This is a genomic window from Amycolatopsis sp. NPDC004079 (assembly GCF_040610415.1).
Lineage (GTDB): Bacteria > Actinomycetota > Actinomycetes > Mycobacteriales > Pseudonocardiaceae > Amycolatopsis > Amycolatopsis halotolerans.
The window spans coordinates 85586-111317 of the sequence record NZ_JBEXMH010000029.1 but is presented as its reverse complement, the minus strand read 5'-3'; the positions used below and the strand labels follow the sequence as shown (position 1 = coordinate 111317).

The following is a 25732-nucleotide window of genomic DNA, read 5'->3' as shown; positions in this document are numbered from 1 at the left end:
CGGGGGGTCCCCCCCCTAATGGATCTCCCGCTGGTCGATCCTAGAACGTACCACGATTCCCCTTGCTGCGCAAGGGAAACCGTGGATACAAGACTGTCGTAAGTGGACTGTTCTAAAAGGACTGTCGTAGGTTTTTCGTTGCGTAGTAACAGGTCCTTTTTGGACTACTGGATTAGACCAATTGGTTTTGTTGGTGTGCAACACTTTCCGAAATGTCGCGGTCCGTAGGACATCTGTTCACGAACACCTCGATACGTTGGCGCACAACACAAACACGGGGGTTCCAGTGACGTAGGCCAACCGGTGAAAAACAAGAGGACCGTTGGCGCGCAACACAAACACTACCCCACCGGCCCCGTAGTCCACCACCACGGGCGAAAACCTTGCCCCGCAACGATTCCACCGCGCTCCGCGCACGCCCCGCAGGAACCGGCCCAGCCGTCGCCCGCCGGAACCCGTTGCACCCCAACCGGACCGACGCCTACACCCCGGTGTGCCGGGCTCCGCCCCGCACACCCCCGCGCCCCGCGTCACCGCGCGCGCCCCGCGGAACCCCGCCACACCGCGCCACAGCCGGCGTATCCACCGCCCCAACCGCCGGCGACCCGGACACTCCCCCACCACCGGGAAACCCCAGCACCCTGACAACTAACTATCTTAGGTCCGCCCGCTCAAAACCCCAGAAAACCCCACCCTCACAACCACAAAACCCACACCCCACACCACCACACCTCACCACTAAACATCCTAGCCCCCACTACACCACACCCATGACCACCAACAACACACCCCCACCCCTCCGCACCACCCACACCCTCACCACCATCGCCCACGCCATCCTCACCAACCCCACCGCCCACCACTGGGGCTACAACCTCCACCAACACACCGGAATCCCCACCATCACCATCCAAAAAACACTCCACCGCCTCACCCAACACGGCCACCTCACCGCAACCTGGGAACACCCCCACAAAGCCAAAACCAGACCACCACGCCACTACCACCAACCCACCCCCACCGGAATCACATGGCTCACCCAACTCCTCACAACCGCCAAACCCCACCACCAACCCACACCCACCACCGGACCACCACCCGGCACCCACAACCCATGACACAGGTTGGGCAGGAGGTCAGGTGGGGGTGGGATTGCAGGGGTCGGGGCGGGGCGGCAGGGCGGAGGGGATTGCGGAGTTCCGGGGCGGGGGGCCTTCGCCGACGTCGAACTACGCACCCCCCGCCCACGACAACCGACGATCACCAGCGCTGCCCCGAACGTCGCGACCAGCCGCGGCGTACCGCGCAGGAATCCAGGCAGCGACAGGCCGGGCAGAGGGCGGCGAGCGACTGCCCCGCTCCAGAGCTGGGCATTCCCCCGATGACGCCGTGGAAACGTCCCGACGGGTCGGTGGCGCGTGCACCTGTCGGTCACCCGACCAGGTCCACGCACCTATCCCGGCGGACCCAAACCGTTCGCCGACCTTGCGGGGCAGCAGGCACGGCAATGTGTTGCCCCACAAGGGTCGACTTCGCCCGCACCGCGTACCCACCCGTTGACAAGCACGCGATCACCAAGCGTCCATGCAAGCCCGGCCGCCCGGCCGGTATCACACGAAAACGCAAGGGGCGCATAGACAATGACCACCGACAGCGGCCTGCACGAACCCGCTGCCAACGCGTTCGCGGCCGCAGACGCGTCGCAGACCGATCACGTCGAGCTGCCTGCGGGAGAGCCGCGCGCACGCGACGAAGCCGCGATGCCGGAAGGCCAGCCGCCGGACACGGTGATCCTCACCCCGGCGTTCGCGCCGCCGCCGATGCGCAATCCCGACGACGCATGGGCGATGCTCGTGACAGCGGTGGACATCGACGATGACCCGGCCCTCGATCGGTGGGACCATGCCACGTTGTTCACCGGAACCTGGGTAGCCCGCCAGCCCCCGGCCGACGGCCACTACGACGGCGACCTCGTCGTACGCCTGATTTCCCAGGACGACCCCGAATACCAGGAGCGTTGCGGTCACAGCACCGACATCGAGATGCTGCTGGCGCATCAGGGCCGCTGGCGGACGGTCGGCTGCTGGCGGCATGCCGACCGCCACTGGCCGGACATGGTCGCACCCACCGCCGCCGCGCTGATGGGCCTCCACAACGACGCCACCAGCGCGGCCGGCGACCGCTGAATCCGGACCAGCCGCGCTGACGTCGCGTGGCATGGAGCTGCCCCGTCGGTGCGGGTCGCCGACGAGGCAGCAGCCGAGTCACGGCCCGGCCCCGCGCGCTGCGGCCGAGAGGTTCACAAGCCATGGGGGAGAGCACAGCGGGCGATCCGCGCCGCCGGCGGCCTGGCGCCCGTCGTCGACGCCGACCACGCGGCGCTGCGACGGCTCCGCAGTCTGCAGCTGGTGGGGCAGCCGGCGTTGCTCGGCCGTGGCGATGGCCGAGCGGAGGGCTTCGGCGGAGCCGTCGCGTTCGCCGGCGGCGGCGAGGACCTCGCCCCTGGTGACGCTCGCAATGACCTGCCAGTGCGGAGCGGCCGGCTCCCCGGTGCCGCTGTTGCGCAAGGCACGGAGCGCGTCGCCGGGACGGCCGAGGGCGAGCAATCCGCGGGCATGGATCTCGCTCAGGCTGAAGGGGTTGAGCAGCATCCCGTGCTCGGTGCCGGAGTCGAGTGCTCGCCGGCAGCCGTCGACGGCGGTGTCGAATGTGTCGCTCAGACCGGCATCGCCGGAGCCGCGGGCCAGCAGCACGAGCACGGAGCCGTGCCCGGCCGGATCGGTCGAGACGGCGGCGGCGTACTCGAGGCGCGTCACGGCGGCGGGGAGCCGCCCGGCTTTGCGCAACTCGTCGCCGTGCATGCGCAGCCGGGTGCGCAGGCAGTGGGCGTTCCAGGGTCGCCGCGGAGTCGAGCCTGGCCGTACAGGCGTGCTCTCTCTGCCAGGATCGGCCTATGCGCGTCACCCACGCCCTCGTGCAGATCGCCGCCGCGCTCATGGCCGCGCCTGAGGACCGGCACTGGGGCTACCGACTGTCCGACGACACTGGAGTCCTCTCCGGTGCGCTCTACCCCCGCCTGGCGCAAATGCTGGGAGCAGGCTGGCTCGAAAAGAAGAGAGAACCTGCCGGGACGGCCGCAGGCCGCCCGCCGCGCGCGTATTACACGCTGACGGAAAAAGGGAGGACGGAACTCGGTGTCCTTCTCGCCCGAGCAGCCACCGACCCCCGATTCGCAACCATGGACCTGGGCCAGTACCGACGAAACGGAAACCGCTGAGGAAACGGCCGCATCATTCCGCGGTCACCAGCCGACCCGTAAGGTGGCGGAGTGCCGGACCACAAATCCCGCCGGGCCCTCATCGCGAAGCTCATGGCTGCCAGACGGCTGCCCGATCACCTTCGCCTGCACAACGCCGGTTTCGCCGACCTCGAAATCATGTGCCTGCGACACACAGGTCTCCACCTCTGCAGAATCTCTCCCTCGATCTCCGACAGCGGCCTGCTCGCCGCAGTCGACGAGTTCGCCCGAGACCACGCGCACGCCGACGCCGCCTCGCGCGGTTGACCCGGGTCCGGTCGGCAGCCCTGTCGCGCCGGCGGCGCAGCAGATCCGGCGATCGGGTCAGCGCGGCGGGATCTCGTCGACGAGTTCGCACTCGGCGAGTTCGACGATCAGCTGCTCGGCGATGACCCGGCCGAGCACTGCGGTGTCGGTGTAGGGGATCCAGCGCGGGCGCGCGGTGCCCAGGACAGCGGCGACGGTGGCGGCGCCGCCGCGTTCGGAACCGATCACGCCCCACGGGCTGAATTCACGGACGAGGCAGAGCCGGGACCCGCTGCGGCGCAGCAAGGGACACAGCCGCCGCGATGCCCCAGCGCAGGGCAGGCAGGTCGGAGGGGTTGCGGTCCGCACCGTTCCGCCAGAGGGGGCGTCGGCGACCTCGGGAAGGGGCAGCACCCACGGCACCGCGTCGGCCGCCAAGGGGGTCGCGCAGACCTGGCACGCAGGACTCAGCATGCATTCCCGCTGCCGCCGCGGATGGACTTTCCCCATGTCCGCCGCCGTCGCCCCGGCCGCGAGGTCACCCGGATCCACAGCACTCCCCGGGCGTCGCGATCGCCAGGGACCTCGTCCGCGTACCTGATCCTGCCGAGGGTGCCGTCCGGGGCCACCTCGAACCGGAGCCGTTCGTCGCCGTGCATGCGCTCGTCGACGAACGGAGCCAAGTACGGCACCGGCAGGCCGCGATGGCGCGGACGGTCCGCGAGCGGGCCAGGCAACCTCATGCGCCCTCCCCCGGACGTCGACAGACAGCATCGCGGCGGAATCGTGCCACACGTCCCGCCCGCAGCAACCGCAACGCCCTCCCGCACACCGGTCAACCGAGACAACGCGCGGACAGAACGATCGGCGGACACCCGCGGCCGACCGGTGAACCCGGGCCCCGCGGGAAGCGGGTCCTTGCTGACGGGGCGCGGGCTCGGGCGGCGGCGCCGACCAATGGGGCGCCGTCTGCTGGCGGTCCGTCAGGGGCGCGGCCTGCCCGGCTCCCGATTGTCTTGTCAGCGCCGCGAAACGCCGAAGAACTCCCAGCCGGTGTGCACCTGGGCTCCTTCGGTCGGCACGATCAGCGTCCCGCCGAGCACTCGAACGCCGTCCGTCCGGTACGAGCCGAACGCCTCGCCGACGACGCGCTCACCCACGGCGAGAACCCCGGCGGTCGCGGCGGCCACGGCCGCGTCCAAGTCCGCATGTCCGCCAGGAACGTCCGGGATCCGCACGTGGTGTTCGCGGGGCCCGCCTTTGACCGCGATCGCGCCGACCGGGCCGTCCTTCTCGAGGATCTCCGCCCACTGCTCGTCGCGGCCGTCGAGGATGGCGGCGCCCATCTTCTCGGCCTGCTCCTGAGCGACCGGATCAGCCGAGACGACCAGGAACCCCGCGGCGGCCTTCTCGGCGATCGTGCCCGTGTTGCCGCCCGATCCGCGCCACAGCTGCGCGTCCGCGACAGCCGTGCAGAACGCCTTGTCCGCGTCGGCTCCGTCCTGATAGATCAGGAATTTGCTGGCACCCATGGCTTTCACATTCCTCAGAAGCGGACGCGGGGTCAGTTCCCCCGCGCCATCATGTAGAAGTCGCCGTCATCGTCCTGCAACGGCCTGTCGACGCTGTGGGCCTCGTAAATGGGAACCCATGTCGCGTCAGCGACATCCCCGCCGGGGCTGGCCGGCCGTATCGGCGGCAGCAGACCGGAGTAGCCGTCCGCACGGTAGCCGGGGGCGGCCAAGGCGCCCTGCAAGGGGTACAGAACGTCCTCTCCGATCTCGATGCCGGTCTCTTCCCCGAGAATCCGCACCGCGGCAGCGCTGGAAGGCTCGCCGGGCCTTACCCGGCCGCCGGGCAACGCGGGGCCGCCGTCGAACGGCGGGTGCGCACGGGTCACCCGGAGCACGTGCGCTACTCCGTCCTCCTCCGCGAACAACGCGACCTTGGCGGCCAGGAACGGTCTCGGGCGTCATGTCGGCCACGAACGTGGTTCCCTTCAGTCAATCCGGCCCGGACAATGCAGGCAGGATTCCAGGACGACCGAGGACGTCGCCGCTCGATCAACGCCGCCGGTCAGCCCGGCGACGCCCCACACCGACGCACCGCCCGACGAGTCCGGCTGCGGGAAGCCGCAGCTTCGCCCGCGCCCAACGCCCGCTCCCGATGCGCGCTTTTCCACTGCGGCTCGCGCCATCGGCGTCCCGCCGAGCGCCCGGACGTTCTCCGTCCGGAATGCCGGGCTGTGCGCATCGCCCGGTTGCCATGCCGCCCGCGAGGTTGTCGGCCTGCCGCCAACCTCGCGGTTCGCCGCGCAGCGACGAGCCGAGGGCTCGCCCCGCACCAGGTGCGCGCGTCCCGCGGAATGCCCCGCAGGCGGCGGATGCGTGCGAGCACGCCGACACAACAGGAACCGCAGCCCGGCCGCCGAACCTCTACGAAAGGCAATGTTCTGCCTCCTGCCAAGGTAGCGCATTCCCCGCCCGCAAAGCACATTCAGGTCATTGCAATCAGAAATGCAATAACCTGTGCGCGATGCCGCTCGCCCAGATCGCGAATACCTGCTCCTGCACCGCACGACTCCCACGCCTTCGCCGGCGGCTTCTCGCCGGGAATTCAGGCGAACCGCAGAAAGACGGCGGCCGAACCGGGAACGGCTTCGCCGCGCACGGATGCCCAGGCATGCGGAACGGCGGCGAGCCCGCAGGCGGCAGGCTTCGCAATGGAGCTATGAATCCGCGCCTCGACTCAGCCTTCCTGGACCGAGCGCGCGACCTCGCCCCAGGAAACGCGGAGATAGTCGTTCTCCGCCAGTTCCTGGGCCAGATGCCAGGCTGCGGTACCGCGCCGTGCCTCTCGGAGATGGCGCCACAGCCACACTCCGAGGTCGTGTGCTGCGGTCTTGCCCGACCGGGCGACGATCCGAACGGCTTCTGCCCGGACAGGGCCGTCGTTCACCAGCCACTCGGTCACCATGTCGGTGACGTACTGTTCCCGGGCGCTCCGGACCACCGTGACGCGCCTCCGATCCCGACTCGGCCGCCCCGGCATCGCCGACGTTGCCGTGCCCGGAGCCTGCGCCGCGCCGACCACCACGACGGCATGTTCGGCCAGCGCGCCAGGTCGATCAGCTCCGACCGGAACCGCCAGGCGCCGCGTTCGCCCTTGCCGACTCGCCTCGTTCGCGGCAGAACAGCTTCGGCCAGCGGAAGGACGTGGTTTTCCCCGGCGGCAGGAAGCACGGCTCGCCGACCCGCGCGCCGTGCGCGGCACACGGAACGGCTGACACGCGTTCGTACGCATCCCGCCACTCCTGCGGCCATGCCGCACGAGCCGCCTCGCCGATCGCTCCCGCCCCGTTGTCCGGGCAGGGCAACGATTTCTCGTCCATTCAGGTCCGCTCGGCCGCGGTTGCCGCTTCGCTCGTCGACTGGGGTGCGCGCGCTCCGGACGGCATCGGGCTCCGCTCTTCGCCGGCGCTGCCGCCCTCGTCGCTGCCGGGCTCCTCGGCCTTGCTGTGCTTTCCCACGTCAGGTTCCTCCCCCTCGAGACAGCTGCCTCGGGACCGGCCATCGGCAGACGACCGATCCCGACGGTTCCTCCGGGCTTCCGGCGGCACCGGACGAGGCCTCCCCGCCGCGAGCCCGGGCCGATGCGCACGGACCCGGGCGAATGCCCGGTGCCGCCGGGGCCTCGCCCGGAAGACGACCCGACTATGACCGCCCGGGAACCGCGGTGACACTGGACCGCTGTTTCCAATACCCAGGGCGGTGTTTCCGGACGGGGAGCCTGCGCTGCCGGGAACCGTGAAGCATCAGCATCGCCGGGAGATGCCGACTGCATCGTCCTCGAGAGCGCTGTTCTTCAGCCGAGCCGGTCCGCGGCGTTGTCGCGCTGGGCGGCGTGCTCGCGGTCGGCGCGCGCCCAGAGCTCGACCTGGGGCCAGGACAGGCGCAGCGGGCCCCTGGTGCCGGAAATCGCTTCCCACAGCTGGCTTCCGCCGTCGCCGTCCGCGCCGTTGCCGAATCGCGCGATGGCTCCGGCCTCGTCGCGATCGGCTCTCAGCGCGCAGCGCAGCAGCGCCACGTAGGTGCCGGCGGGGCCGCCGCCGCTGTAGCCGTAGCCGAACCCCTCGCTGCCGCTGCGCGGCAGCAGCGGCACGGGATCGGTGCGCAGTTTCCCGTCGGGGGCCGGGGTCAGGGCGAGCAGCGTGGCGGAGGAGCCGGATTCGTCGGCGGCGAGGACGGTCTCGTCGGTCCAGGAGCCGACGACGTCGAGGGCGGTCGGCCATTCGGCACGGAACCAGGTGTCGCCGTTCGCGAGCCGGACGGGCACGACGTAGCGGCCCTGGGCATCGCGGAAGGCCTCGATGCCCAGTTCCTCGTAGCCGTTGTCGAGCAGCCGGCGCACCCGGCGCAGCCGCCGGGCCTGGTCCAGGTCGGCCGGAGTCAGGTTCGCGCGCCAGGCGTCGACGACCGGGCCTTCCCACGGCGCGCTGTAGAACTCGACCGGGTCGTCGGTCAGCGCGGCGTGAGCGCTGTCTCCTCCGTCGGCGGCGGCGCGCAACTGCTCGGCCAGCGCCCGGGCGGATTCCTCGTAGACGTCGCCGAGCGGATCGTCGACGTCGAGGTCGGCTTCCAGCGACCGCAGCTCGGCTAGTTCGGCCGCGACGATGTCGAGGTCGCGCACCGGCACCGCGTTGGCCAGCAGCCGCTCGAGTTCGACCGGCGGGGCCGGTCGCGCCGGGCGGGCGACGAGGTACCAGCCGTCGCCGGTGCTCGGGGTCTTCTCGTGGGACGTGCGCAGGGTTTCCATGCCGTCGGCAGCGTCCGCGGCCAGTGCGGCGAACGCGGCCGGGTGCTGCTCGGCGATCCGGGCGGAGACGGCCCGCTCGAGCCGGGCTTGCGTGGCGGGCCACTCGGTGACGGTGTCCGGGACGGTGAACGTCGAGGCGTAGGCGAGGCTGCGCTCGGCGTTCTCGACTGTGGCGGTGCCGCGCAGCCAGAACGGAATGGGCCGGCCGATGACCTTCGCGATGTCGCCCAGGTCGAGATGCGTCTGCCAGACGGCCTTCGCCCGGGGTGCCGCGGCCTGCGGCCGCCCGGCGCCGCTGCGCAGCCAGCGCCGCAGGACCGCCTGCGGGCCCTCGCCCTCGTCGGGCTCGGCGACGAGCTTGTACACGTAGGCGATCGGGGCGAACTCGGTGTAGAAGGCCAGGTCCTCCTCCATCGGCATGATCACCACGGCGGTCGACCACCAACGCGGTTCGATCAGCTCGGCCGCCCCGGAAGCCATCCAGTCCTTGTGGTCGCCGCCGGTGTTGCCCAACGGCTGCAGGTAGATCACGTGCCCGCGGTCGGTGTCCCACACGATCGCGAACATCGTGCGCCGCGCACCCGGCCCGCCCACGGTGACCACGCGGCGCATCATCTCGACCGCAGGCTCGGCCGCCGCCGGAGCGCGGAACAACCACAGGGAGTCCTCCGGCACGGCACGGCCGGTGCGCTGGGACCAGGAATCGACGGTCGGCCCGAACCACAACGGCTTGCGGTCGGCGTCGTACCGGTCAGGTTTGGGCAGCCCGGACGGGTCGGTCCTGTAGAGGGCGCGTGCGCGGCTCTCGGCGATGCCGGCACGGCGGGCGAGCTGGGCAAGAGTGTGCGGCTGATTTCCGGCGGGATAGGACATCACAACCTCCTCTTGAGGCGAGCGATACAGCTCGCGCCGAAGCGACCTTAGCATGATTACGCTCATTAAAGCGAGCGGAAGCGCTCGCATTCCTGAGCGCTTCCATGCTACGTTCGAGCGCAATCGACGCGATCAGGAGAAAGCATGTTTGACCCGATCAGCCTCGGCGCAGGAGGCTTGCTGGTTCTCGCTGGATGGGCCCTCGGCCGCTTCCCCCGGCGAGGATCCCGACCCGACACCACGCCGCAACCTGTCTGCCGCTGCAGCCACGGCATGGAGCACCACGACCCCGAAACCAAAAAATGCCACGCTTCCGTCCTGAGGAACCGCAAGTGGGCCGAGGACCAGTGGACCGAGTGCACCTGCCGTCAGTACAACGGTCCCAAGCCGGTCGAAGAACTGTTCGCGAATCAGCCCCTTCCCCCGGCAGGCTGACAAGCTCCGCACCGAAGCCCTCGACGCTGCACAGGCGATCTCGCCCTGGCGGGGACGTCGTCGCAGCTGAGCGCGGCGACCGTTGCCGCCTGGCCCGACCGGACGGCAGTCCTCCCCTGCGGCGTCCGCCGCGACACGCCCGGAATCCACGCGGACCTGCGAGCTGGGCACACGACCGCACCGTCGAGAACGATCCCTCGCCAGCCGGGGCGGGTATACGCGGTGCCGAAAGAACGCGACCCCACAGGACGATCGGCTTAGACACGGCATGGCTGGACCGCGTGTCGGACGGCCTGTGCCCGATTGAGCCGAACGTATCGGAACACCTGGGCATTCGCGTGCGCTGCGCGACGGCGAGCAGCTGCGAACGCTGCCCTCTTGTCGTCCGCCCGGGCGGATTCGTGGAACAAACAGCCGATCGGATGGTCGTCACGACGCGCCGTGCTACGCCAGCGGTGCCGCGTCGGCATTCCGGCGGACGGAGAAACAGCTACTCGAGCACGGGCCGCTGCACGGGGAGCGGCGAACGCCTCCGTCCCGATCCCCGCACGGGCCAGCGGCTTTCTACCTGATCACCACCCGCGGGGCCGGAGGACCCGGCTATGTGGTCGCCTCCGCCTCCCGCCGAAAGCAAGCCCTCTGCGGAGCACGCCGTCGTGGCGGTTCGCGCGCTCGTCTAAGGCGACCACGACAGGAACCGTTCGCGATCCGTTGTCGTGACGGCCAGTCCGACGATCCGGTTCAGCCGGCCGGGGTGCGGCGCGCCCGATCGACGCGCTCCCGCAACCGGAGCCGCTTCCTTTCCGCCGCGCAGACGCTCAGCGGGACGACACGTTTTCCCGCAGCTGCCGGAGCAAACGCGGCGTCCCATCGCCCGGTACGCTCCAAGGCCAGGCCAGGAGCGCGTCGTGCGAGGCCCGTCGCTTCGGCCGGCCGCCTCGAACTCTCGATCAGAACCAGCACGAGGAGAGGGAATCCATGTCCGGAGACCGAGGGCATCAGCGCAGCCGCACCACCGGGAAGAACCGCCGCGCGGCGGACCCCGACACCGCCTACGTCGTCGACCTGGAAGCTGACAAAGACCGGCCGTGGCGGGACCGCGCGGGATCGGACATGAACACCAACATCGGCTTCACCCAAAAGCAGCGCACCCCGGTGCTGATCTGCACCACCACCCACGAAATCCACGTGATCGCCGAGGACGGCACCGCGGCGGCGAACAGCTGGGCCGAGAGCCTGCCGACAATGGGCTTCCGGAAGGTTATCGATCAGCATCTGCTGGACGACATCGGCGTCGACGTCGACTGGACCGTCCAGCTCGGCCGCGCCGAACGGCTTCCCAACGACCCGCGATTCGTTGCGTTGACCGGAGTCGTCCGCGGACCGGGGCCCGACGGCGGGACCGAGCTTTTCTACCAAGGCCCGATCATTGCCATCCCGGAATGGATCGACGAAGCGAAACGGCGAAACAAAATCCTCATCCTCACAAAGGCGCGCCAAGGAGCCGAAGAATGGGCCGTAGGCGCGCATCTCAAACGCCCTCGCGCGTGACCCGACGGCCCAACCGCCGGGGACGGGCTCTGGCGAGACATCGAGATCTTCGACCCGGCTGAGGACGACCAGAATCTGCCGTGGCCCACCAGGCTGGATCGCTCCGGGAGAGGGAAGACGCGATGCAGGCCGGCAGCTCTCTCCGGGGCCGGGAATCGTGACAGGTACGGACGAGCTTGCCGGACGCGAATTGAACGAGGTCGTCACCTCCCTGGCTACGGCCGCGCGGTCGTGCTGCCGCAGGTGCGCGATCCTGCAATCAGGTTTTGCGCGCCACGCCGGTCACCAGTCGACCACCGGCACGATCTCCGCAGGCTTGTTCGGCCCGCTCGGGATCAGCTCCATGTCGTGGAACAGTTCCCGGATCTGGGCACAGGTGCGGGGATATCCAGCGACCGGGCCGAAGTCGTCGGCGCGGTTCTCGAACGCCAGAGGATTCAGTCCGCCAGAACCGGGGCCAGCTACCCGTATATGCGCGACACCCTGTTCTGACCGCGCATGGGCCGATCAGCCGTCAGCGGCGAAGCCGGGTCGCGGGTCGGCGAGGGCGGACGTGTCGCTGAGCGCCGTGTGGTACGCGATCGTCGAGCACTGGCTCGCCGGAGCGGTTGGACAGCCGGATGCGAGTGATTCCGGTTCCTTGACGTCGGCGTACGATTTCCACCGGTTCCGACACGAGGCGGAGACGATGCGCACTCCTAGAGCCCGGCACGACCCGCTCGAAGCATTGGCGGATGTCACGCCGGCACCGTTGTTGTCTCCGTGGGAATCGCTGGCCCGGCACGCGCCAGTCCCGGCGGAGATGGCCGAGCGTTTCGGGGCGATGCCGCCGCGCGATCTCGTCCCGCAGTGGATCCCTTCGAATGATCCCGACGATGACAAGCCCGTACTGAACGACCGTGAACAGGGCTCTCGGACGGCAGCGGACGAGTCTGGGCATCTCCGAACAGTCGCAGACAGGACTGACAACATGACTTCGGCGAAGGAACTGCTGGCCCTCGAAGAAGTCGCCGCGTTGTTCGGCGTGACCGAGAAACGGGCGCGCGACATCATCGCGGAAGGCCTCATCGCCCCGGTGACCGCTTACCCGGCCGATGCCGTCTTCGAGCTGTACCGCCGCCAGACGGTCGAACACGACAGCACTCTGGCATCCGTCGTTCCGTGCGACGCCCGCCTACCCGGCACGCTCATCCACAAGCCGACAACCTGGGAAGTCCATCCCAACAACGGCATGGTCTACAGCCTGCGCAGCAACCGCGCTCCGCAGCTCCTCGGGTTCGTCAAGAGCAACCAGCTGTGCGCTACCCGGACAGACGCGACCACAGGAGAGAAAAGGGAATGGCGCATCGGCCGCGTGGTGTGGGAGGCAGTCAACTCCCGCTCCGTGCCCGATGGCTGGGTGGTCATCCACCGCAACGGCGACCACCTCGACAACCGCTACAGCAACCTCTACCTGGAGCCGCAATCTGTCATCACCGACAAGACCCACCCCTCCAGCGGCAAGCGATCAACGTAGCGGGCTTACCGCTGAAGCAGGCGGGCGATCTCCGCCAGGCGAAGCGCATTAACCCCGAACGCCGGCTCCGGCACAACCAGACAGGCAAGGCCGAACACGTCTCCGCAGCAGTGCGGGCCACCGAGAGGTCCGATGAAGTCATCGTCGATTCCCGTCTCGCTTCGACCGGAGCATCTCGACCCGGACCCAGGTGGGAAGCCGCCGCCGGCGGTTAACGCGCGCAGCCGTGCCTGCAGATCTCCGGTGAGGTCGGCGTCGCCAGCCACGACGAGCAGGCCGTCGAGCATAACCGCGGCGGTGGTATTGAGGTGCAACCGGGATTCCCCAGCAAGCCGCTGACAGCAGTCATCCCACGAATCCCGCCAGCTCACCTTCGATCACGACTGCGCCGCAGGAACACCGGTATCCGACGTCGCGCCCGTTGCTGATCATTCGATCCGTCCTCTCCGGATCCAGTCCGCATCCCGGGCAGATGTGCTTGCGCGGTCCGTCGATCGGGTCGCGTGAACCCGATGAGTCCCTGCCGGCGGCCGTCATCCCGTCACACTCCCTCTGCCGTCAGGAACGCTCGGAACGACGCGAGGGACAACTCGCTCGCGTCCCACTTGGACACCGTCGGCATCCCGGCCCACAGCCACTCTTGCACGCGCTCCTGGACCCACAACCAGTCACGGCCACCAATATCCGTGTTCTCGTCCTCGCGGGCTGTCCCGAAATCCCAGTCCTGCATGTCATCGAGCGTCCACACCCAGTCGAGCCGAGAGTCAGTCTCGACCACCTCGGCCCACTCCTCCATGACGGTCCGGGCGACACCGAGCAACCGCGCCTGATCGTGGTACAGCGCGCGCTCCCCGATGTCGCCAAAGTACGAGACGTTGCGCCAGTCCGCGCGCACCTCCTTGGAATGGGAAGCGGTGCCGTACCTGGAGCCGAGGGGGTCCCACGCCACGACGGAAATCGCCGTGGCCGTGTAGCCCTCGTCGTTCAGCCAGGCCGCGAAGTCGTCCATGGTGTCGTAGACGCGGTGCAGGCGCGGCCGGTGATCGTCGGCCGGGAACGTGACGTACGTGGTGACGGGCATGTCGCTCCAATTGCTCCGAAGTGGACGGCCGACCGGTGGAACCACTGTCTCGACGCCGAGCGGGCGAAGACGGCGTGGCGCAGCCATGTCCGGGCTCGCGCGTCGTCCATCGAGAATCGCCGCGCTGGCGACGTGCCGGGATCCGCCATGTGCTCTGCTTCCTAAATGCGCCAAGGTGCGCGGATCGTGATATCGCATAGATTCGGGCTCAGATCACCGAATTGACCGCTCACCACACTCGCGCCTGCGAGGACCGCACTTCTTTTGGGCTCCGGACGCGGCGTCCGGTCCGGCTGCCGCGGACACCGGATTGCGTTGATTCCGATCAGTCCCGGGAATTCAGATGGCGGATCAGATCGGAGATCGCCGCCTCATGGTCGTATCCGGCATGTACCACGACATCGCGCCTGCTCGTGGCTTCCCCGTCAGGAGTGGCCGGAAACACCGCAGTTTCGCTGCCTCCACCCCATGGGGAGGTCGCTGCGGATACGACGTAGTCGGCGGACCCGACGCGAATATGCCAAACATCGCCGCTCCAGCCGCTGAGGGCGGTCGCGACGATGGTGACGTCGGAGCGTGCAATCATCTTCCATTCCTTGTCTCACGACGTTCCGGGCGACAGGAATGCGGATGCCGGCCGTCGCCTACCCGGCAGCCGCAGGTCGTGCGCACAGGCCAAGACTCCGGAGACCAGGGATGCACGCGCCGCCGGCGATGGCGTCCGGCGGGATCGCGGCACGGTCGCCCCGACGCAGACTCTCGCTCACGAGCCCCCGCGGCGGAAGCGATCGCTGTTTCCACTCCGGACCGCGGGCTGTTTCCAGTCCGCCGCGCGCGCCCCGGAGCCGCCCCACTGCGAGTCGATGTTCGACCCACGCCTGACCGCCGTGGACACCTACCGGGCCGACCCCGAGGAACCGCGGCCTTCTCCAGCTGGCCGTCGAGACCAATCCCCCCGACCTTCGCACCTGTGCTGACCTGGCCAGTCGAGTCAACGGGTCCGGCCTTGCGGTCGACGGCTCAGCATGTCTCGAGCGGCGGCTAAGGCAAACGGTCGTTGAAGCGGGCCACCGGTTCCAGCAGCGCGTGGGGCTGTTCATCGGGCCAGACGTCTCCGGGGGCGACCACCCCGAATCTCTGCTCGGCGATCATCGCCGAGGGGTCGTCGTCGATCGACCACGGGGCGGAACCAAAGTCGTGAGACACCACAGCCAACCGAGTCGCCTCGAAGCGGACAGCCGTCGCCGGAGACGGCGCCGAGGGAATCTGGGGCGCAGGGCAAGAGTGAGGATCGCGGCGGCACTGGGGGCGCAGCGCACGCGGCCGTCGAGCGTCGCCGCGATCGCGTCGCGCACCGGGATCCAGCGCTTCGCGAGATCGGCTTCGGTGTCGTCTAGCTGGGCACGTCGGTCGTCGGTGCGGACGTCGGCGGCGAGGTAGACATGGGTACGGCTGGCTGTCAGGGCGGGCAGCGGTTCCCACGTCGCGAGGCGCGTCAGCCTACCGGAAATAGAGGTCTCCTCCAGCAGTTCGCGCGCCGCCGCGATCATCGGATCCGGGCCGAGACCGGGCATTCCGCCGTCGGACGGGTCCACCCGTCCGCCGGGCAGTTGCCAGCAGGGCCCGGTCAGATAGTGGTGCTGTTCCACGATCAGTACATGCCCCTCGCATACCGCCAGGATCCGCACCATGTCTGCGGTGTCGACGGCGAGGTAGGGGCCGATGCTGCCGTCCGGCCGGCGCACAGTGTCCACCCGAACATTCGCGAACGGGTTCGCCGCGAGTTCCCGACGTGCGAGCAGCGCCCACGGACTCGACGGGATCAAGGTGCCGTCCCAGAAATGCTCAACCACGTCGGATCTCGAGGGCGTCGAGGCTGTAGCCGCCGATGGCGTCCATCTCCCCCAGCACGGCCCGCAGCTGAGAGAGATGCTCATCGGTGATCCTTGCCGGTGGCCGCTCAAATTCGGCGGCGAGGTTGTCCAGCCGTGCCACCGCGGCCGCGCCCCTTGGCGCGAGCTGGCCGGCGGCGCGGATTTCGGCCCGGGTCCGGGCGGCGCTGGCGTTCAGGACGGAATCGTGGAAAGCGCGGTGCGCACCGAGACCGATCCCGGCCAGCGGGTCGAACTGCGAGCCGGGCGATGGGGTTTCGACGAGGATCGTCGCGGCCGCGAGCATCTCTGCTCCGGCCAGCGAGAGCGGCCACAACACGTGGCCCTCGGCGGAGGGGCGGTTTCTGCGCATGACAGCCATTCTTGACCATCACCCCCGTTCCCGCGCAGTTTTCGGCGGAGGGAACAGTCGGACACCGCGCTCGAAAAGCCGATGGCATGAAAAAGGTTGCCTGCATGGAACCGCAGGAGGAAGGAGGATCGCCGATGAACGACGAGACGAAGCGCTCGCCGAGGCAGACCTCGCCGCCGCGCGCGTCGACGACGCTCGCATCGCAGGCTCTGGCCACCTACACCGCGACCGCGTTGCCCCCGGCCCCAACCACGAGATCCAGCACGGGCCGCTGTCGGGCGCGCCGACCCAAACCTCAAACCGTGGTTACCGGCGCGGCCGAATCCGCCTGGCCGGTTCGCCGTCTGCCCGGCGCCGCCGCTTCGGCCAACGCCGACGCGTGGGATCGACGCGGCACGGAGTCGACGGCAATGCACTCGCCGGGGCCACCTCCGAGCTGACCGACATGCTCAACGAACCGGTGGAAGAGACCGCTGCCGCCCAGAACCACCTCCGCCGGCGCGTTCTTCGGGCTGCGGGACGCGCTACGCGGGGCCGAGCCCGCGCTACCGCCGTCCCGGCCGGGCAACGAGCCGATCCCTGAACAGATCACGCGCAGGTTCAACGGCCAGTCGGTGACTGAGTTGCGTAGCGAGCTGGGCAAGGAAACCCTCGTGCAGCGGCAGATGCCGAAGACCGCGGGCGGTAACTATTCCCGCGCCGACATCGTGGAACGGACGATCCAGTGGATGCACGCCTCCGGTGCGACAACCTACGACGGCCACCAGTACCATGCCGACGAGACGCGGACGGCACCGCAATGATCTCGCACGCGGAGACTTGACAGCGATCGAAACCCCCAGAATGGCCGACAAGGCCGGGTTGGACCGGTGGCAATTCGAGCACGCCGAGACGGCCGGGATGCTGCGGGCATGGGCACCGGACCTGATCGGAAGCCGACGCTACAGTGGCCGAATGGCCCAGGACGAAACGCCAGCAGCACCGCAACCGTCTCCATCCTGTCCGGCGGAACCCCTTCTGCGACCGCCCCCTTGGGACGGGGCGCATCGCCTTCCGACCAACGTTGCAGCAGCGCGGCTGCTTTCGGCCCGTTCTCAAACAACCCCGTCCTTGCCGTACTTCCTCTTCGGCGAGTTCAATCACCTGGGCGACGACTGGAACGCCAGCGACGGATGGGCAAGCGAAATGCCGGACCCCCCGTTGCGCAGAACCGGGCCGGCCACCTCCGAGACCGAGCCGCCACTGCCCGTGTCCGATCACCAGCCGACGCACGTCGAGCTAAGAGGGGGAGCGCAGGGACGGTGACCGTCGATCGGACCCGAGCCCCTTCAGGAAAGCACCGCAGCGCTCCTAAGGAAATCAACCCCAGAGGACGAAGACGCACGCACCAGGCGGCTCGCTCGAGAAAACCCTGACTACGTCGCCGCACAAGCAGCCATAGCCATCACCCGCCTCGCCCGCCTCAGCCTCGAGACCCTCCACCAAGACAAGCACTGAACGACCGCGACTCACACCCCCGGAGACTCCCGCACGCCACTCCTGCGGATGACCGCGCCATAGATCGCGTCACTGCAGGCTATTGAGATCGCGATTGGAGCGGAAAGGCAATGGCGGACAACCCCGCGAACATGCCTGGGTCGATAACGGCACGGTGCGGGCTTGCGACAAGCAGGTGGAATCCCGACCGGTGTCCAGACCAGGCGACACACGTCCTGCGGTTCACAGCCGGCTCCGCGCACACGCTGACGGTGTGCGCCCGGCGCATGGAGCAGTTCAGCCAATCATTTCCGCATGTACTGCCAATCACCGGCCAGGCCGAGGTCGGCCAGACTCAGCCGCGATGGACCATGGGCGACCGGCTGTGGTGGATCAACGAATTCACCACGACGTACAGCACCGCCTACGACATCGCCGCCGAGGTGGTCGCCGAGCCCACACAGCTGTTCATAGTCACCGCGCCCACCCTGCCGAACACCGGCCTGTGGCAGTACATGATCCGGTTCACCGATCGCAACGGCAAGACGTGCGAAACCTGGGCCACCGAAGACAAGCTTGCAGCGGAGCCCCCGAAACCGACTGACCGATGACTAACGGCGAGCGGGCATCCCGGATCGCGTGCGGCATCTCCGGGCTGGCGCGCTTCGCCGCGACCCATGCCCGATCGACCGGAGCGTCCACCAGCCGGTGGCCGCAGACCTGTGACGCGGCCGCTCGCCCGGCACGGAGCCCGCTGTCGGCGGGCCGGCGGGCGGTGACGTGTCCGAGCAGGGCCCCGACGGGCAGGCAGGCAGGCCAGAAGATCCAGAGCAGCAGTTCGCGGACGTCCTGTTCCGCCGCCAGCCGGTCGCGCGCGGGCAGCTGCACCGTTCCGGCAGGGGCGAGCCACCAGCTCAGCGGCCCGGCGACGAGGACCAAGACCCCGACCAGTCCCGCGACCACGGCCGCGCACAGCAGGCAGGTCCGGAAACGCGGCATGCGCGCAATGCTACGCGGGCCCGCCGAACCTGGATTCGGTCGGAGTCCACGTCCAGCACTGGTTTACAGAGAATGAAGACTTTGTCTATAGGCACTGCGCCATCGGGCGCTGGCCGTGTCAGCCGCGTTGCAGACGGTGCTTCAGCGACTGCGCCGGGTGCGCCCGGGGATCAATCCGGAATGCCGTGCGGCTCCTCGCCCAGGTCTAGGTATGCCCGCACTCCCCTTCGGAACAACGCCATTGCGTCGAATTCGGCACGGTTGTCCTCCGTGATCCCGCGAGCCAATCGGGCGAAGTGCCGCTTCAGCACGGCGTCCCCGGCCGCCCTCCGCCACTCGCGTTCCTCGCGCAGCGCCGCATCGACGGAGTTCTCGGAGGCATCCCCGGGGGTTGCCGCAGCGGCGTCGTCCTCTTGATCGAGAAGGAGAAGGAACCGCTGTTCGTCTAAGTCGCGCCAAAAATCGTCATCCATCGAGAAATCCCTGCCGCTCATGTGTGCAAGTATTGTCCCTCATGAGCGGGGATGCGCCTACACCCTGGTTCCGACGAACCCCGACCAGGCGCGGTCATTTTCACGGCGGCATCGATCATGCTCACCGCCGCCCGCGCGTCGGCCTCCGCCCCGGGGCCCGACTGTCAGGGCCGGAGTCCATACCGGGGGCTGCACAGCCGCACCGCGCATGAGGTCTTCCGCCGTCCGAGCGAAACCGTGATCCGATTCGGTGTTTCGTCCGCGTCCGGACGGACCGGCGGACGGATCTCTGGTGGAGTGGTCCGCATGGGAAAGCTGACGCTGCGCGAGACCGGCAACGGCCCGGCGCTGGTGATGAAGGTGAACATCACGCAGGACGCGGTCGTGCGCTCGGTGATGAGCATGTGCAGCAGCAGGAGGATCGGCGATCCGTCCAAGCAGCAGCCGCTGAGGTACGCCGACGTGATCCGCATGATCGAGTACCCGATCAGGGCAGCGACCTACGAGGGGCGTCATCCGATCCTGGAACAGCTCGACGCTGAGACGATGGACGGGGACGGCCCCGCGATCCGGTTGTACCTGTGGGTCGAGAGCGAGCTGAAACGGCTCGGGATCTTCCCTCCGGAAACTATGCCGGGGCTTCCGGAGGCTGTCCGATCCCACCTCGCCGAGACAGTCTCGCCACAGGCCTGAACGTCAACCCGTTGTGCAGGGCGTGGACAGCGTCGCCCCGGCCGCCCAGGCCGACGAGGACGACCGCCAGCGGGTACTGGAGGCCTGCCAGGAGGCCAGCCGCCACCTGGTCGCCAACCTGCCCGAGCAGGTGCGCAGCTCGCTCGGCCCGATGATGGCCGGGGCTGCGCGACGTGATCCCGTAGCGGCCGCACCGACCCCATCCCGGCATACCGTCGCCGTCGGCAAACGCATCGCCTCAACGCCGACAGCCCGCAAACACTGCTAACTCGGGCCCGCCCTGCAGTCCTGGGCTCAGGCCCTCTGCGCCAGGCGGATGGATGCAGCAGCCAGGAGTTCGACAACCAGCTGGTGCTCCCGCGTGACGGGTTCTGCCTGCCGGGCTATCGACACACCCAACAGCGCCCACGCATCGGTCTTTCCCTTCGTCGCGAGCAACACCCGCGCCTCGTCGACCGCCTCGTCCAACGTGTCGTCCACCAGCGCGAGCTGGCGATCCGCCTCCGCCCGCGCCGCGGCCATCAAATGTTCCCGATCGGTCATTGCCGTCTCCCCTTTGCTCAAACCCGGTCGCGGGCACGCCGATCAACACGCCAGGATCTACTTCTCTGGGCGACATGCTCCGCTATTGCTGAGATGCTGCCTCACTGGTTCAACACGCGACGGCCGCCGGCCCACTCGGCGAGCCGCCGAGAACGGGAAGTCCGTCGTTCCGCGGAATGACTCCCTGGCGGCGCAGCGGCGACAGCACGCCCTTTCGGTGTCCGGTCCTCGCTTACCGCGGGTGGTTTCCCTGTTCGGCGCCGAGGTTCTTCATCATGTCGAGTTGCCACCGGGAGAACGGGGCGCGGGCGTCGCGGGCCAGACGGCGCAGCGCTTCGGCCGTCTCGTGGGTGTCGTCCGCCGTCTGCCGGATGAGGTGACCCTCCTCTTCGACCAGCACGACGAACAGCTCGTCTGGAGGAGCCTCGGGAAGCCCGGCAGCACGCCGGACTGCGTTCGCCTCCCGGACCAGGTCGGCCATACCGCGCACGGCCTCGGCAACGGCCGGGGCTGAAGTGCCATGGTCGGGTCGTTCGTTCACGGTTGGTCTCCCTTTCTCGCCTGTTCGGTTTCCCCGGGCGGCGGAGAGTCCTCGCGCCGGGGTCGTCGGAGCCTGCCGGACCGCCAGGGCCGTGCCGCAGTCTGTGCCGGCCGCTCGACAGGGCCGGGTCAGGAGCCAGCGCGGCAGGCTTCCGTCCCGCGCCGCGGGCGAGGAGTCAGACCTCGCGGTCGTCAGTGTCGGCTGCGTTCACCGCGAGCGCTCGCTCGCGGAGGCTGAGCACGGCCTGGCGGGAGATGCCGGCGAGGCGGGCGAGCAGCGCGTTGCGGTTCGTTTCGTCGCCGTCCTGCGGGTCGCCCCAGCCGTCGACCCGCAGCAGCAGCGCCGCGCGGCTCGACCGGATCTTCTTGTACGTGCCGGCGATGTCCGCCGCGCGTCGTCCGGTGGCGACGAGCTCCTGGCGGACGCGGTCGCGGTGCCCGGCCCGGATCGCGGCCAGGTAGGCCGGGGCGCCGAGCAGGAGTTTGCCCGCAGCGGCTGCGTGGCGCTCCTCGGCCTGCGCGAGTTGCGCCAGTTCGGCGTCGTCGGTGCAGTCGTCGACCACCGCGAGCCTGGTCGTGCGCGCGGCGAACCAGGCCGACGCGTCGGCGGGGACGAGAGCGCCGGCCTGCTCGGCGCGCAGCCGGTAGAGCGTCGCCAGGACGCCGACGAGGTAGATCGGCGTGCTGCCCGGCGGCCGCGAGTTCTGCAGGTGCGCCGCGTCGAGCCACTTCTCGCGCAGGTCCCACGGAGCGGAGCGGGCCAGTCGTGCGGCGGCCTCGTCCAGTTCGGCGTCGGTCATCACCGCCCACTCCGGCGACCCCAGTTCGGGCGTGGCCGCCAGTGCGTCGGTCATGTCGAGCAGCCCGCGGAACTCGTAGTAGTGCTCGATGGTCCACGCCGCGTCCGTCACGCTGGTTTCCGACAGCGCGTGCCACGGGTTGAGCGCGAACGAGTCGATCACCCGGACCGCCGCGGCCGCGCGCAGGGACCAGTCGAAGCCGCCGGCGGCACGTCCCTCGACAGGGACCAGCTCGCGGAGGATGACGCGGGCCTGCTCGGCGATCAGCTCCAGCAGCTGCTCGGCTTCATCCGGAGTGAGATGTTGCCCGATCTCCCAGGTCATGTGGCCGGGAACCGGGACCGGGAAGTCCCAGTGGTGCACGTAGCTGCCGGGGTATTTCTGCAGGGTGCGGTCGTTCTTCTCCGGTCCGCGGCGGAACGGGTCTGCCAGGATCGCCGCCTGCCCGGCAGCCAGGTCGAGCGTGACGCGGATGTAGGCGTTCGGCAGGTACTGGCCCGGGTCGGCGGGCCACCGCCCGCGGTCGACCGGCACGACGGTCAGGTCGGCCGGCACCGGGGTCGTCAGGACGGACGTGCTCATCGGGCTCTCTTCCAGTGCGTTCACGTTGACAATAGATTGTCACGCCTAATGCATCACTGACAAGCGATTGTCAGCGGTGCGGAGCGATTCACCCGTTCGCCGCGCGGCCGCGGTGTCTGTTGCGGAGCAAGAGGACGACGGAGAATCATCGCCGGGCGTGATTGTCGAACCTCCGCGGTGGCGCGATCCCGCAGGGCCGCCGCTGCTGGCGGAGTCCCCGTACGACCAGCAGCCGGAGCCCGGCCGCCCGAACCCGTACTGGCAGGGGATCCGGTCGCTGCCACTGGACCGCGACGCCGCCGGCTACGCGGGCACTGGCCACGCGATCCCGACGCCCGCCGACATCGACTGGATCGCCGCCGTCCTCGACGGCCGCAGTGTGGTCGAGGTCGGCGCGGGAACGGGTACTGGGCCCTGGCAGCTCAGCATGGCCGGGGCGGGCGTCTCCCGCGCGGCGGCTTCGCCGGCCGAAGAACTACGAAGGCCTGCCGCCGGGCCAACCGAGGCTCCCGCGATCAGGAACCAACGCAGACCCGTGTTGGAAACAGCGATTGCTTCCACCGCGCGGTCCTCGTAGGACAGAGTCGGCACCGGGGCCGATCATGCCCCGATAGCCTCGGCCGAGGTCGGCGTTGCGCGCCGCGTCGGTTCGCGGTCGCCGCTTCGGAAGGTGATCCAGTGACACGCTCCTATTTGGACCTCAGCGTCGCGATCGGAAAGCCAGTCGACGAGTTGGCGCTCCTGCGCGAGTGCCGGAGGCTGCTCGGCACCCCGGACTTGGTTCCGCCGATCACATCCAGGAACGAGTCCCCGGCGTATCCGAACGGTCTCGCGCGCATCTCCCACCCGGTCTTCTGGGACTTCCCGGCATCCTTTTCTCTCGCCTGGGGCGTCGACGGCCCGATGGTCGAACTGCCGGACAAGGACGCCCCGGCCGCGGAGCGGCGGAGCATCGAAGCGTCGCCGGTGACGAACGGGTGGGCCGCGGCCGAGGTGACGCTGAAGCCGTTCGTCGGCTGGTCGGAGGTCTCGCGCAGCGACGCGCGCGACTGCGATCTCGGCGCGTGGCTGATCGGCGAACTGGGCCGGTGGCTGGACGGCAAAGGGCTGCCGTGGCAGTGGGAGGCCAACGGTGCCAGCGTCTACCTCCCCTACAGCATGGGATCGACGAGACTGGCGCAACTGGGCGACGCGTCGGTCGGCGCCGTCACGCCCGAGGCCGTCGCGCGGATCAGCGAGCGTTTCCTGCCCGGCTGGAAGCGCGGCTGGCGCGGCCCGGATCCGTGGGAAGGCGCTCTGCTGCAGGGATGGCGGCCGTGAAGAGCACCGCCGCGGTCCGCGCACGGTCGAAGCCCACGACGCGCTCGCCCGCGGCCGGAACCTGCTCACCGACCTGCTCGGCCGCATGCATCCCGGCCCGGTTGCCTGCCGGTGCCGGAGATCTGGGCGCCCGGCAACCGCAGCGACCTCGCCGAGGCCGGCGGAAGGATCTTGCGGAACTTGTTCGCCGCCCAGGGCCATCGCGCGCCGGAATGGATCGCTGCACGCGCGTCCTGCACCCATCTCTCGGCGCTGCAGATCGATCGGATCCACTACCTGCTTTACCTCTGGTACCAGTTCCTGCTCTCCGCAGGCCGCCACGTCGACGACGGGAACAAGGAGTCCCCCTACGACCTGGAATGGTGCGAACAGCGGCTCGTCGAGGAGATTGCGTCCGTCGATGCCGAGTTCTGGGACCTTCGGTGACACAGCTGGGGGAATGCGTCGTGAACTTGGCAGTTCTGCTCCGCTTGCACCCGGCGACGCCTTCGCCTACCGGGGCCGGGAGCACGTGTTCTACGGGCACGCCCGGATGGCGCCGCACGGTCCGGTTCGCGCTCGCTCAGCACTCTTTCTTGCGCGGCGCCCACGGAAGCAGCTGGACGAAGCAGCCGCCCTCGTCCGCAGCCGCACCGTCGCCGAACCGATCGTCGGCTCCGCCGACAGCCGCGACACCGCCCAGCACGCCGCCGCGTTGTACGGCCAAGTCACCGCCTTCCAGCGCGATTTCGCCGAGATCGGCGCCCGTTTCAACGACGGGCGTCACGAGGCCGACCACGTCGACGAGCCCGAGTCTGGCGACGACGAGACGGAGGAAATGTGACCGTGATCCGCAACTGCGTGACCGCCACCGACGAAACCTACGGCCACGGTCGCCACGCCGAACGGTTCCGCACTGGCCGCGTCCCCTACATCGACTACACCCCGGTCCGGTGGCGCTACCCCCGTGCCGACGACCCGGTAACCCTGGTGATCGCCGCGTCGTGCCCGCTGGCGACGCGCCAGTACGAACTCTGCGTCACCGAGGACGGCGAGTACCTGATCCGCCGCACCGTCCGGCTCGTCAAAGGCCGCGACGTCCGGCACACCGTCCGCCGCGAGCACCAGCCCGAACCCATGCGGAAGCTGTACGAGGACCTGATGAACGGCACCACCGAATGACCGCAACGCCAACGGCTCACTTTCTCAGCAACCGCACCTGACCAGCGACTACCCCCGACCGTGGCCGCCGTCGAACAGGTCGCCGCGCCCAGCACCGTGCCGCTGCGCCGATCCGGCGGCGGCTGGCTTTCGCCGCGGCTGCGCGGCGCAGGTGCGGAACAACTCGCTCCTCGACCGTCCGGACATACTTGCCGAGGTGGACCGCGCCTGCCCTCCGATCTGGCCGACATCCGGCCTGGCCACGGGGGAAGAAAGAGCGAAGCAGCGCACCTGGCGCAGCATCGCCATCGACCGCAGCGGCTGGGAATTCGACGCCGGGGAGACCTACCGCGGCACCGCCGACGTGCTCGCCCGCAGCCAGCTCTCCCCGGTCCGCGAGTACGCGCTCGCCGTTTTGGAAGCCCATCTCGCCACGGCCCGCGCGCCGCGGTGCGCACCTCCGGCTGTGCACACCGCGGCCGGAGACCTCGTCGCCGACGAGGACGTGGATCTCGGCGAGCTGCACACAGCCGTCGCGATGGCCGCCTGGCAAGGGTCGTGGACCCCGACCCTGCGCGATCAAATCCGGCTCGCCGACCAGGCCGCGGACAAGAACGTCTGAATGCCCGCCCCAACAGAGGCCCTCAGCTGCCGAACGCGAAACGAGCGAGACGGCACAGATGGCAACCTGTTCTTCGGCACGACTCGCCAACCGGCTGGTGCACATACCGCGCCGAGCCCGCCGCCGGAAAGCTTCCGGCGAGGCCTACGGTGGCCGGCATGGCTGATCATCTGCTCGTCATGACGACCACCCCCGACCAGGAGTCAGCGGCCCGGATCGCCTCGTCCGCCGTCGCGCGGCGGCTGGCCGCCACGGCGCAGGTGCGCGGGCCGGTCGCGTCGTACTTCTGGCATCTCGGCGAAGCAGGCGAGGGGGAAGAATGGATCGTCACGTTCAAGACGACCGGCGTCCGGTACGACGAACTCGAGGCGCACGTCCGCGCCCAGCATCCGTGGGACAAGCCGGAGGTGACCGGGATCGAGCTGGCTCACGGGTCCGCGGACTACCTGCGGTGGATGGAGGCCGCGACGGCCCCGCAGGGCTGA

The 25732-nt window shown here is 69.3% G+C and carries 35 protein-coding genes; 18 read left to right on the top strand and 17 right to left on the bottom strand.

Features of this window, described 5'->3' with window-relative positions; genetic code table 11:
• Positions 1 to 770 precede the first annotated feature (770 nt).
• Positions 771 to 1118 (top strand): hypothetical protein, encoded by a 348-nt coding sequence (locus ABZX37_RS27560; RefSeq protein ID WP_354744266.1) that lies wholly within the window; start codon positions 771 to 773, stop codon positions 1116 to 1118.
• A 522-nt stretch (positions 1119 to 1640) separates the two neighbouring features.
• Positions 1641 to 2186, top strand: a complete 546-nt coding sequence (locus tag ABZX37_RS27555; RefSeq protein ID WP_354744264.1) for a hypothetical protein — start codon at positions 1641 to 1643, stop codon at positions 2184 to 2186.
• Between the two features lie 78 nt (positions 2187 to 2264).
• On the opposite strand, the gene ABZX37_RS27550 is transcribed toward ABZX37_RS27555, so the two are convergent.
• Positions 2265 to 2861 carry a hypothetical protein gene (locus tag ABZX37_RS27550; RefSeq protein ID WP_354744262.1) on the bottom strand — a complete coding sequence of 199 codons (597 nt, stop codon included), beginning with the start codon at positions 2859 to 2861 and terminating at the stop codon, positions 2265 to 2267.
• A gap of 92 nt (positions 2862 to 2953) precedes the next feature.
• Here ABZX37_RS27550 and ABZX37_RS27545 point away from each other — a divergent pair, with 92 nt between their 5' ends.
• A complete protein-coding gene (locus ABZX37_RS27545; protein WP_354744261.1) occupies positions 2954 to 3277 on the top strand; it encodes a PadR family transcriptional regulator in 324 nt (107 codons plus the stop codon).
• Positions 3278 to 3328: 51 nt separating this feature from the next.
• Positions 3329 to 3565, top strand: a complete 237-nt coding sequence (locus ABZX37_RS27540; protein ID WP_354744259.1) for a hypothetical protein — start codon at positions 3329 to 3331, stop codon at positions 3563 to 3565.
• A 57-nt stretch (positions 3566 to 3622) separates the two neighbouring features.
• Here the strand turns inward: ABZX37_RS27540 and ABZX37_RS27535 are convergent, their stop codons facing one another.
• The 7 genes from ABZX37_RS27535 to ABZX37_RS27505 form a co-directional block, all read right to left on the bottom strand.
• Positions 3623 to 3793 carry a hypothetical protein gene (locus ABZX37_RS27535; protein WP_354744257.1) on the bottom strand — a complete coding sequence of 57 codons (171 nt, stop codon included), beginning with the start codon at positions 3791 to 3793 and terminating at the stop codon, positions 3623 to 3625.
• 218 nt (positions 3794 to 4011) lie between these two features.
• Positions 4012 to 4287 (bottom strand): hypothetical protein, encoded by a 276-nt coding sequence (locus ABZX37_RS27530; RefSeq protein WP_354744255.1) that lies wholly within the window; start codon positions 4285 to 4287, stop codon positions 4012 to 4014.
• Between the two features lie 276 nt (positions 4288 to 4563).
• Positions 4564 to 5076 carry a hypothetical protein gene (locus ABZX37_RS27525; protein ID WP_354744253.1) on the bottom strand — a complete coding sequence of 171 codons (513 nt, stop codon included), beginning with the start codon at positions 5074 to 5076 and terminating at the stop codon, positions 4564 to 4566.
• A gap of 32 nt (positions 5077 to 5108) precedes the next feature.
• Entirely contained in the window at positions 5109 to 5501 is a 393-nt protein-coding gene (locus ABZX37_RS27520; RefSeq protein ID WP_354744268.1) for an NUDIX domain-containing protein, read from the bottom strand.
• A gap of 791 nt (positions 5502 to 6292) precedes the next feature.
• A complete protein-coding gene (locus tag ABZX37_RS27515) occupies positions 6293 to 6556 on the bottom strand; it encodes a hypothetical protein (RefSeq protein ID WP_354744251.1) in 264 nt (87 codons plus the stop codon).
• Between the two features lie 379 nt (positions 6557 to 6935).
• Complete coding sequence (locus ABZX37_RS27510) at positions 6936 to 7073, bottom strand: hypothetical protein (RefSeq protein WP_354744249.1); 138 nt, start codon at positions 7071 to 7073, stop codon at positions 6936 to 6938.
• Positions 7074 to 7408: 335 nt separating this feature from the next.
• Positions 7409 to 9232, bottom strand: coding sequence for a hypothetical protein (locus ABZX37_RS27505; RefSeq protein ID WP_354744247.1), 1824 nt, complete (start codon positions 9230 to 9232; stop codon positions 7409 to 7411).
• A 144-nt stretch (positions 9233 to 9376) separates the two neighbouring features.
• Between ABZX37_RS27505 and ABZX37_RS27500 the strand changes: the two genes are divergently transcribed.
• The 3 genes from ABZX37_RS27500 (at position 9377) to ABZX37_RS27490 (ending at position 12734) form a co-directional block, all read left to right on the top strand.
• On the top strand, positions 9377 to 9667 hold the full coding sequence (locus ABZX37_RS27500; RefSeq protein ID WP_354744245.1) for a hypothetical protein: 291 nt from the start codon (positions 9377 to 9379) through the stop codon (positions 9665 to 9667).
• 978 nt (positions 9668 to 10645) lie between these two features.
• Positions 10646 to 11218 (top strand): hypothetical protein, encoded by a 573-nt coding sequence (locus tag ABZX37_RS27495; RefSeq protein WP_354744244.1) that lies wholly within the window; start codon positions 10646 to 10648, stop codon positions 11216 to 11218.
• A gap of 553 nt (positions 11219 to 11771) precedes the next feature.
• Positions 11772 to 12734 carry an HNH endonuclease signature motif containing protein gene (locus tag ABZX37_RS27490; RefSeq protein ID WP_354744242.1) on the top strand — a complete coding sequence of 321 codons (963 nt, stop codon included), beginning with the start codon at positions 11772 to 11774 and terminating at the stop codon, positions 12732 to 12734.
• Positions 12735 to 12739: 5 nt separating this feature from the next.
• Here ABZX37_RS27490 and ABZX37_RS27485 read toward each other — a convergent pair whose 3' ends face one another.
• From ABZX37_RS27485 to ABZX37_RS27465, 5 genes are all read right to left on the bottom strand, one after another.
• A complete protein-coding gene (locus tag ABZX37_RS27485) occupies positions 12740 to 13048 on the bottom strand; it encodes a hypothetical protein (protein ID WP_354744240.1) in 309 nt (102 codons plus the stop codon).
• A gap of 227 nt (positions 13049 to 13275) precedes the next feature.
• Positions 13276 to 13815 carry a hypothetical protein gene (locus ABZX37_RS27480; protein WP_354744238.1) on the bottom strand — a complete coding sequence of 180 codons (540 nt, stop codon included), beginning with the start codon at positions 13813 to 13815 and terminating at the stop codon, positions 13276 to 13278.
• A 325-nt stretch (positions 13816 to 14140) separates the two neighbouring features.
• The gene (locus ABZX37_RS27475) at positions 14141 to 14401 is read right to left on the bottom strand and encodes a hypothetical protein (RefSeq protein ID WP_354744236.1); all 261 of its coding nucleotides are present in this window, start codon (positions 14399 to 14401) and stop codon (positions 14141 to 14143) included.
• A gap of 562 nt (positions 14402 to 14963) precedes the next feature.
• Entirely contained in the window at positions 14964 to 15668 is a 705-nt protein-coding gene (locus tag ABZX37_RS27470) for an NUDIX hydrolase (protein WP_354744234.1), read from the bottom strand.
• Positions 15661 to 16059, bottom strand: coding sequence for a hypothetical protein (locus ABZX37_RS27465; protein ID WP_354744233.1), 399 nt, complete (start codon positions 16057 to 16059; stop codon positions 15661 to 15663). Before ABZX37_RS27465 ends, ABZX37_RS27470 begins: the two co-directional genes overlap by 8 nt.
• Positions 16060 to 16673: 614 nt before the next feature.
• On the opposite strand from ABZX37_RS27465, the gene ABZX37_RS27460 reads away from it, so the two are divergent.
• Positions 16674 to 16862, top strand: coding sequence for a hypothetical protein (locus ABZX37_RS27460; RefSeq protein ID WP_354744231.1), 189 nt, complete (start codon positions 16674 to 16676; stop codon positions 16860 to 16862).
• A gap of 960 nt (positions 16863 to 17822) precedes the next feature.
• Positions 17823 to 18146 (top strand): hypothetical protein, encoded by a 324-nt coding sequence (locus ABZX37_RS27455; protein WP_354744229.1) that lies wholly within the window; start codon positions 17823 to 17825, stop codon positions 18144 to 18146.
• 558 nt (positions 18147 to 18704) lie between these two features.
• Here the strand turns inward: ABZX37_RS27455 and ABZX37_RS27450 are convergent.
• Complete coding sequence (locus ABZX37_RS27450; protein WP_354744228.1) at positions 18705 to 19007, bottom strand: hypothetical protein; 303 nt, start codon at positions 19005 to 19007, stop codon at positions 18705 to 18707.
• Positions 19008 to 19313: 306 nt separating this feature from the next.
• Here ABZX37_RS27450 and ABZX37_RS27445 point away from each other — a divergent pair, with 306 nt between their 5' ends.
• Together ABZX37_RS27445 and ABZX37_RS27440 are read left to right on the top strand one after the other, a co-directional pair.
• Entirely contained in the window at positions 19314 to 19700 is a 387-nt protein-coding gene (locus ABZX37_RS27445) for a hypothetical protein (protein ID WP_354744226.1), read from the top strand.
• 22 nt (positions 19701 to 19722) lie between these two features.
• Complete coding sequence (locus ABZX37_RS27440) at positions 19723 to 19968, top strand: hypothetical protein (protein WP_354744224.1); 246 nt, start codon at positions 19723 to 19725, stop codon at positions 19966 to 19968.
• Positions 19969 to 19994: 26 nt separating this feature from the next.
• Here the strand turns inward: ABZX37_RS27440 and ABZX37_RS27435 are convergent, their stop codons facing one another.
• The 3 genes from ABZX37_RS27435 to ABZX37_RS27425 all read right to left on the bottom strand — a co-directional run bounded on the left by ABZX37_RS27435 (position 19995) and on the right by ABZX37_RS27425 (position 22165).
• On the bottom strand, positions 19995 to 20243 hold the full coding sequence (locus ABZX37_RS27435; RefSeq protein ID WP_354744222.1) for a hypothetical protein: 249 nt from the start codon (positions 20241 to 20243) through the stop codon (positions 19995 to 19997).
• 232 nt (positions 20244 to 20475) lie between these two features.
• On the bottom strand, positions 20476 to 20784 hold the full coding sequence (locus tag ABZX37_RS27430; protein ID WP_354744220.1) for a hypothetical protein: 309 nt from the start codon (positions 20782 to 20784) through the stop codon (positions 20476 to 20478).
• Positions 20785 to 20959: 175 nt separating this feature from the next.
• Positions 20960 to 22165, bottom strand: coding sequence for a hypothetical protein (locus tag ABZX37_RS27425; protein ID WP_354744218.1), 1206 nt, complete (start codon positions 22163 to 22165; stop codon positions 20960 to 20962).
• 157 nt (positions 22166 to 22322) lie between these two features.
• Here ABZX37_RS27425 and ABZX37_RS27420 point away from each other — a divergent pair, with 157 nt between their 5' ends.
• The 7 genes from ABZX37_RS27420 (at position 22323) to cutA (ending at position 25732) form a co-directional block, all read left to right on the top strand.
• Positions 22323 to 22742: a hypothetical protein gene (locus ABZX37_RS27420; RefSeq protein ID WP_354744217.1), complete on the top strand. Its 420-nt coding sequence runs from the start codon at positions 22323 to 22325 to the stop codon at positions 22740 to 22742.
• 101 nt (positions 22743 to 22843) lie between these two features.
• A complete protein-coding gene (locus ABZX37_RS27415; RefSeq protein WP_354744215.1) occupies positions 22844 to 23485 on the top strand; it encodes a hypothetical protein in 642 nt (213 codons plus the stop codon).
• 111 nt (positions 23486 to 23596) lie between these two features.
• Positions 23597 to 23911 (top strand): hypothetical protein, encoded by a 315-nt coding sequence (locus ABZX37_RS27410; RefSeq protein ID WP_354744213.1) that lies wholly within the window; start codon positions 23597 to 23599, stop codon positions 23909 to 23911.
• A gap of 13 nt (positions 23912 to 23924) precedes the next feature.
• Positions 23925 to 24308 carry a hypothetical protein gene (locus tag ABZX37_RS27405; RefSeq protein WP_354744211.1) on the top strand — a complete coding sequence of 128 codons (384 nt, stop codon included), beginning with the start codon at positions 23925 to 23927 and terminating at the stop codon, positions 24306 to 24308.
• Positions 24305 to 24646 carry a hypothetical protein gene (locus ABZX37_RS27400; RefSeq protein ID WP_354744210.1) on the top strand — a complete coding sequence of 114 codons (342 nt, stop codon included), beginning with the start codon at positions 24305 to 24307 and terminating at the stop codon, positions 24644 to 24646. The genes ABZX37_RS27405 and ABZX37_RS27400 overlap by 4 nt, the downstream gene beginning before the upstream one ends.
• 196 nt (positions 24647 to 24842) lie before the next feature.
• A complete protein-coding gene (locus tag ABZX37_RS27395; protein ID WP_354744208.1) occupies positions 24843 to 25247 on the top strand; it encodes a hypothetical protein in 405 nt (134 codons plus the stop codon).
• Between the two features lie 158 nt (positions 25248 to 25405).
• Positions 25406 to 25732, top strand: coding sequence for a divalent-cation tolerance protein CutA (gene cutA, locus ABZX37_RS27390; RefSeq protein WP_354744206.1), 327 nt, complete (start codon positions 25406 to 25408; stop codon positions 25730 to 25732).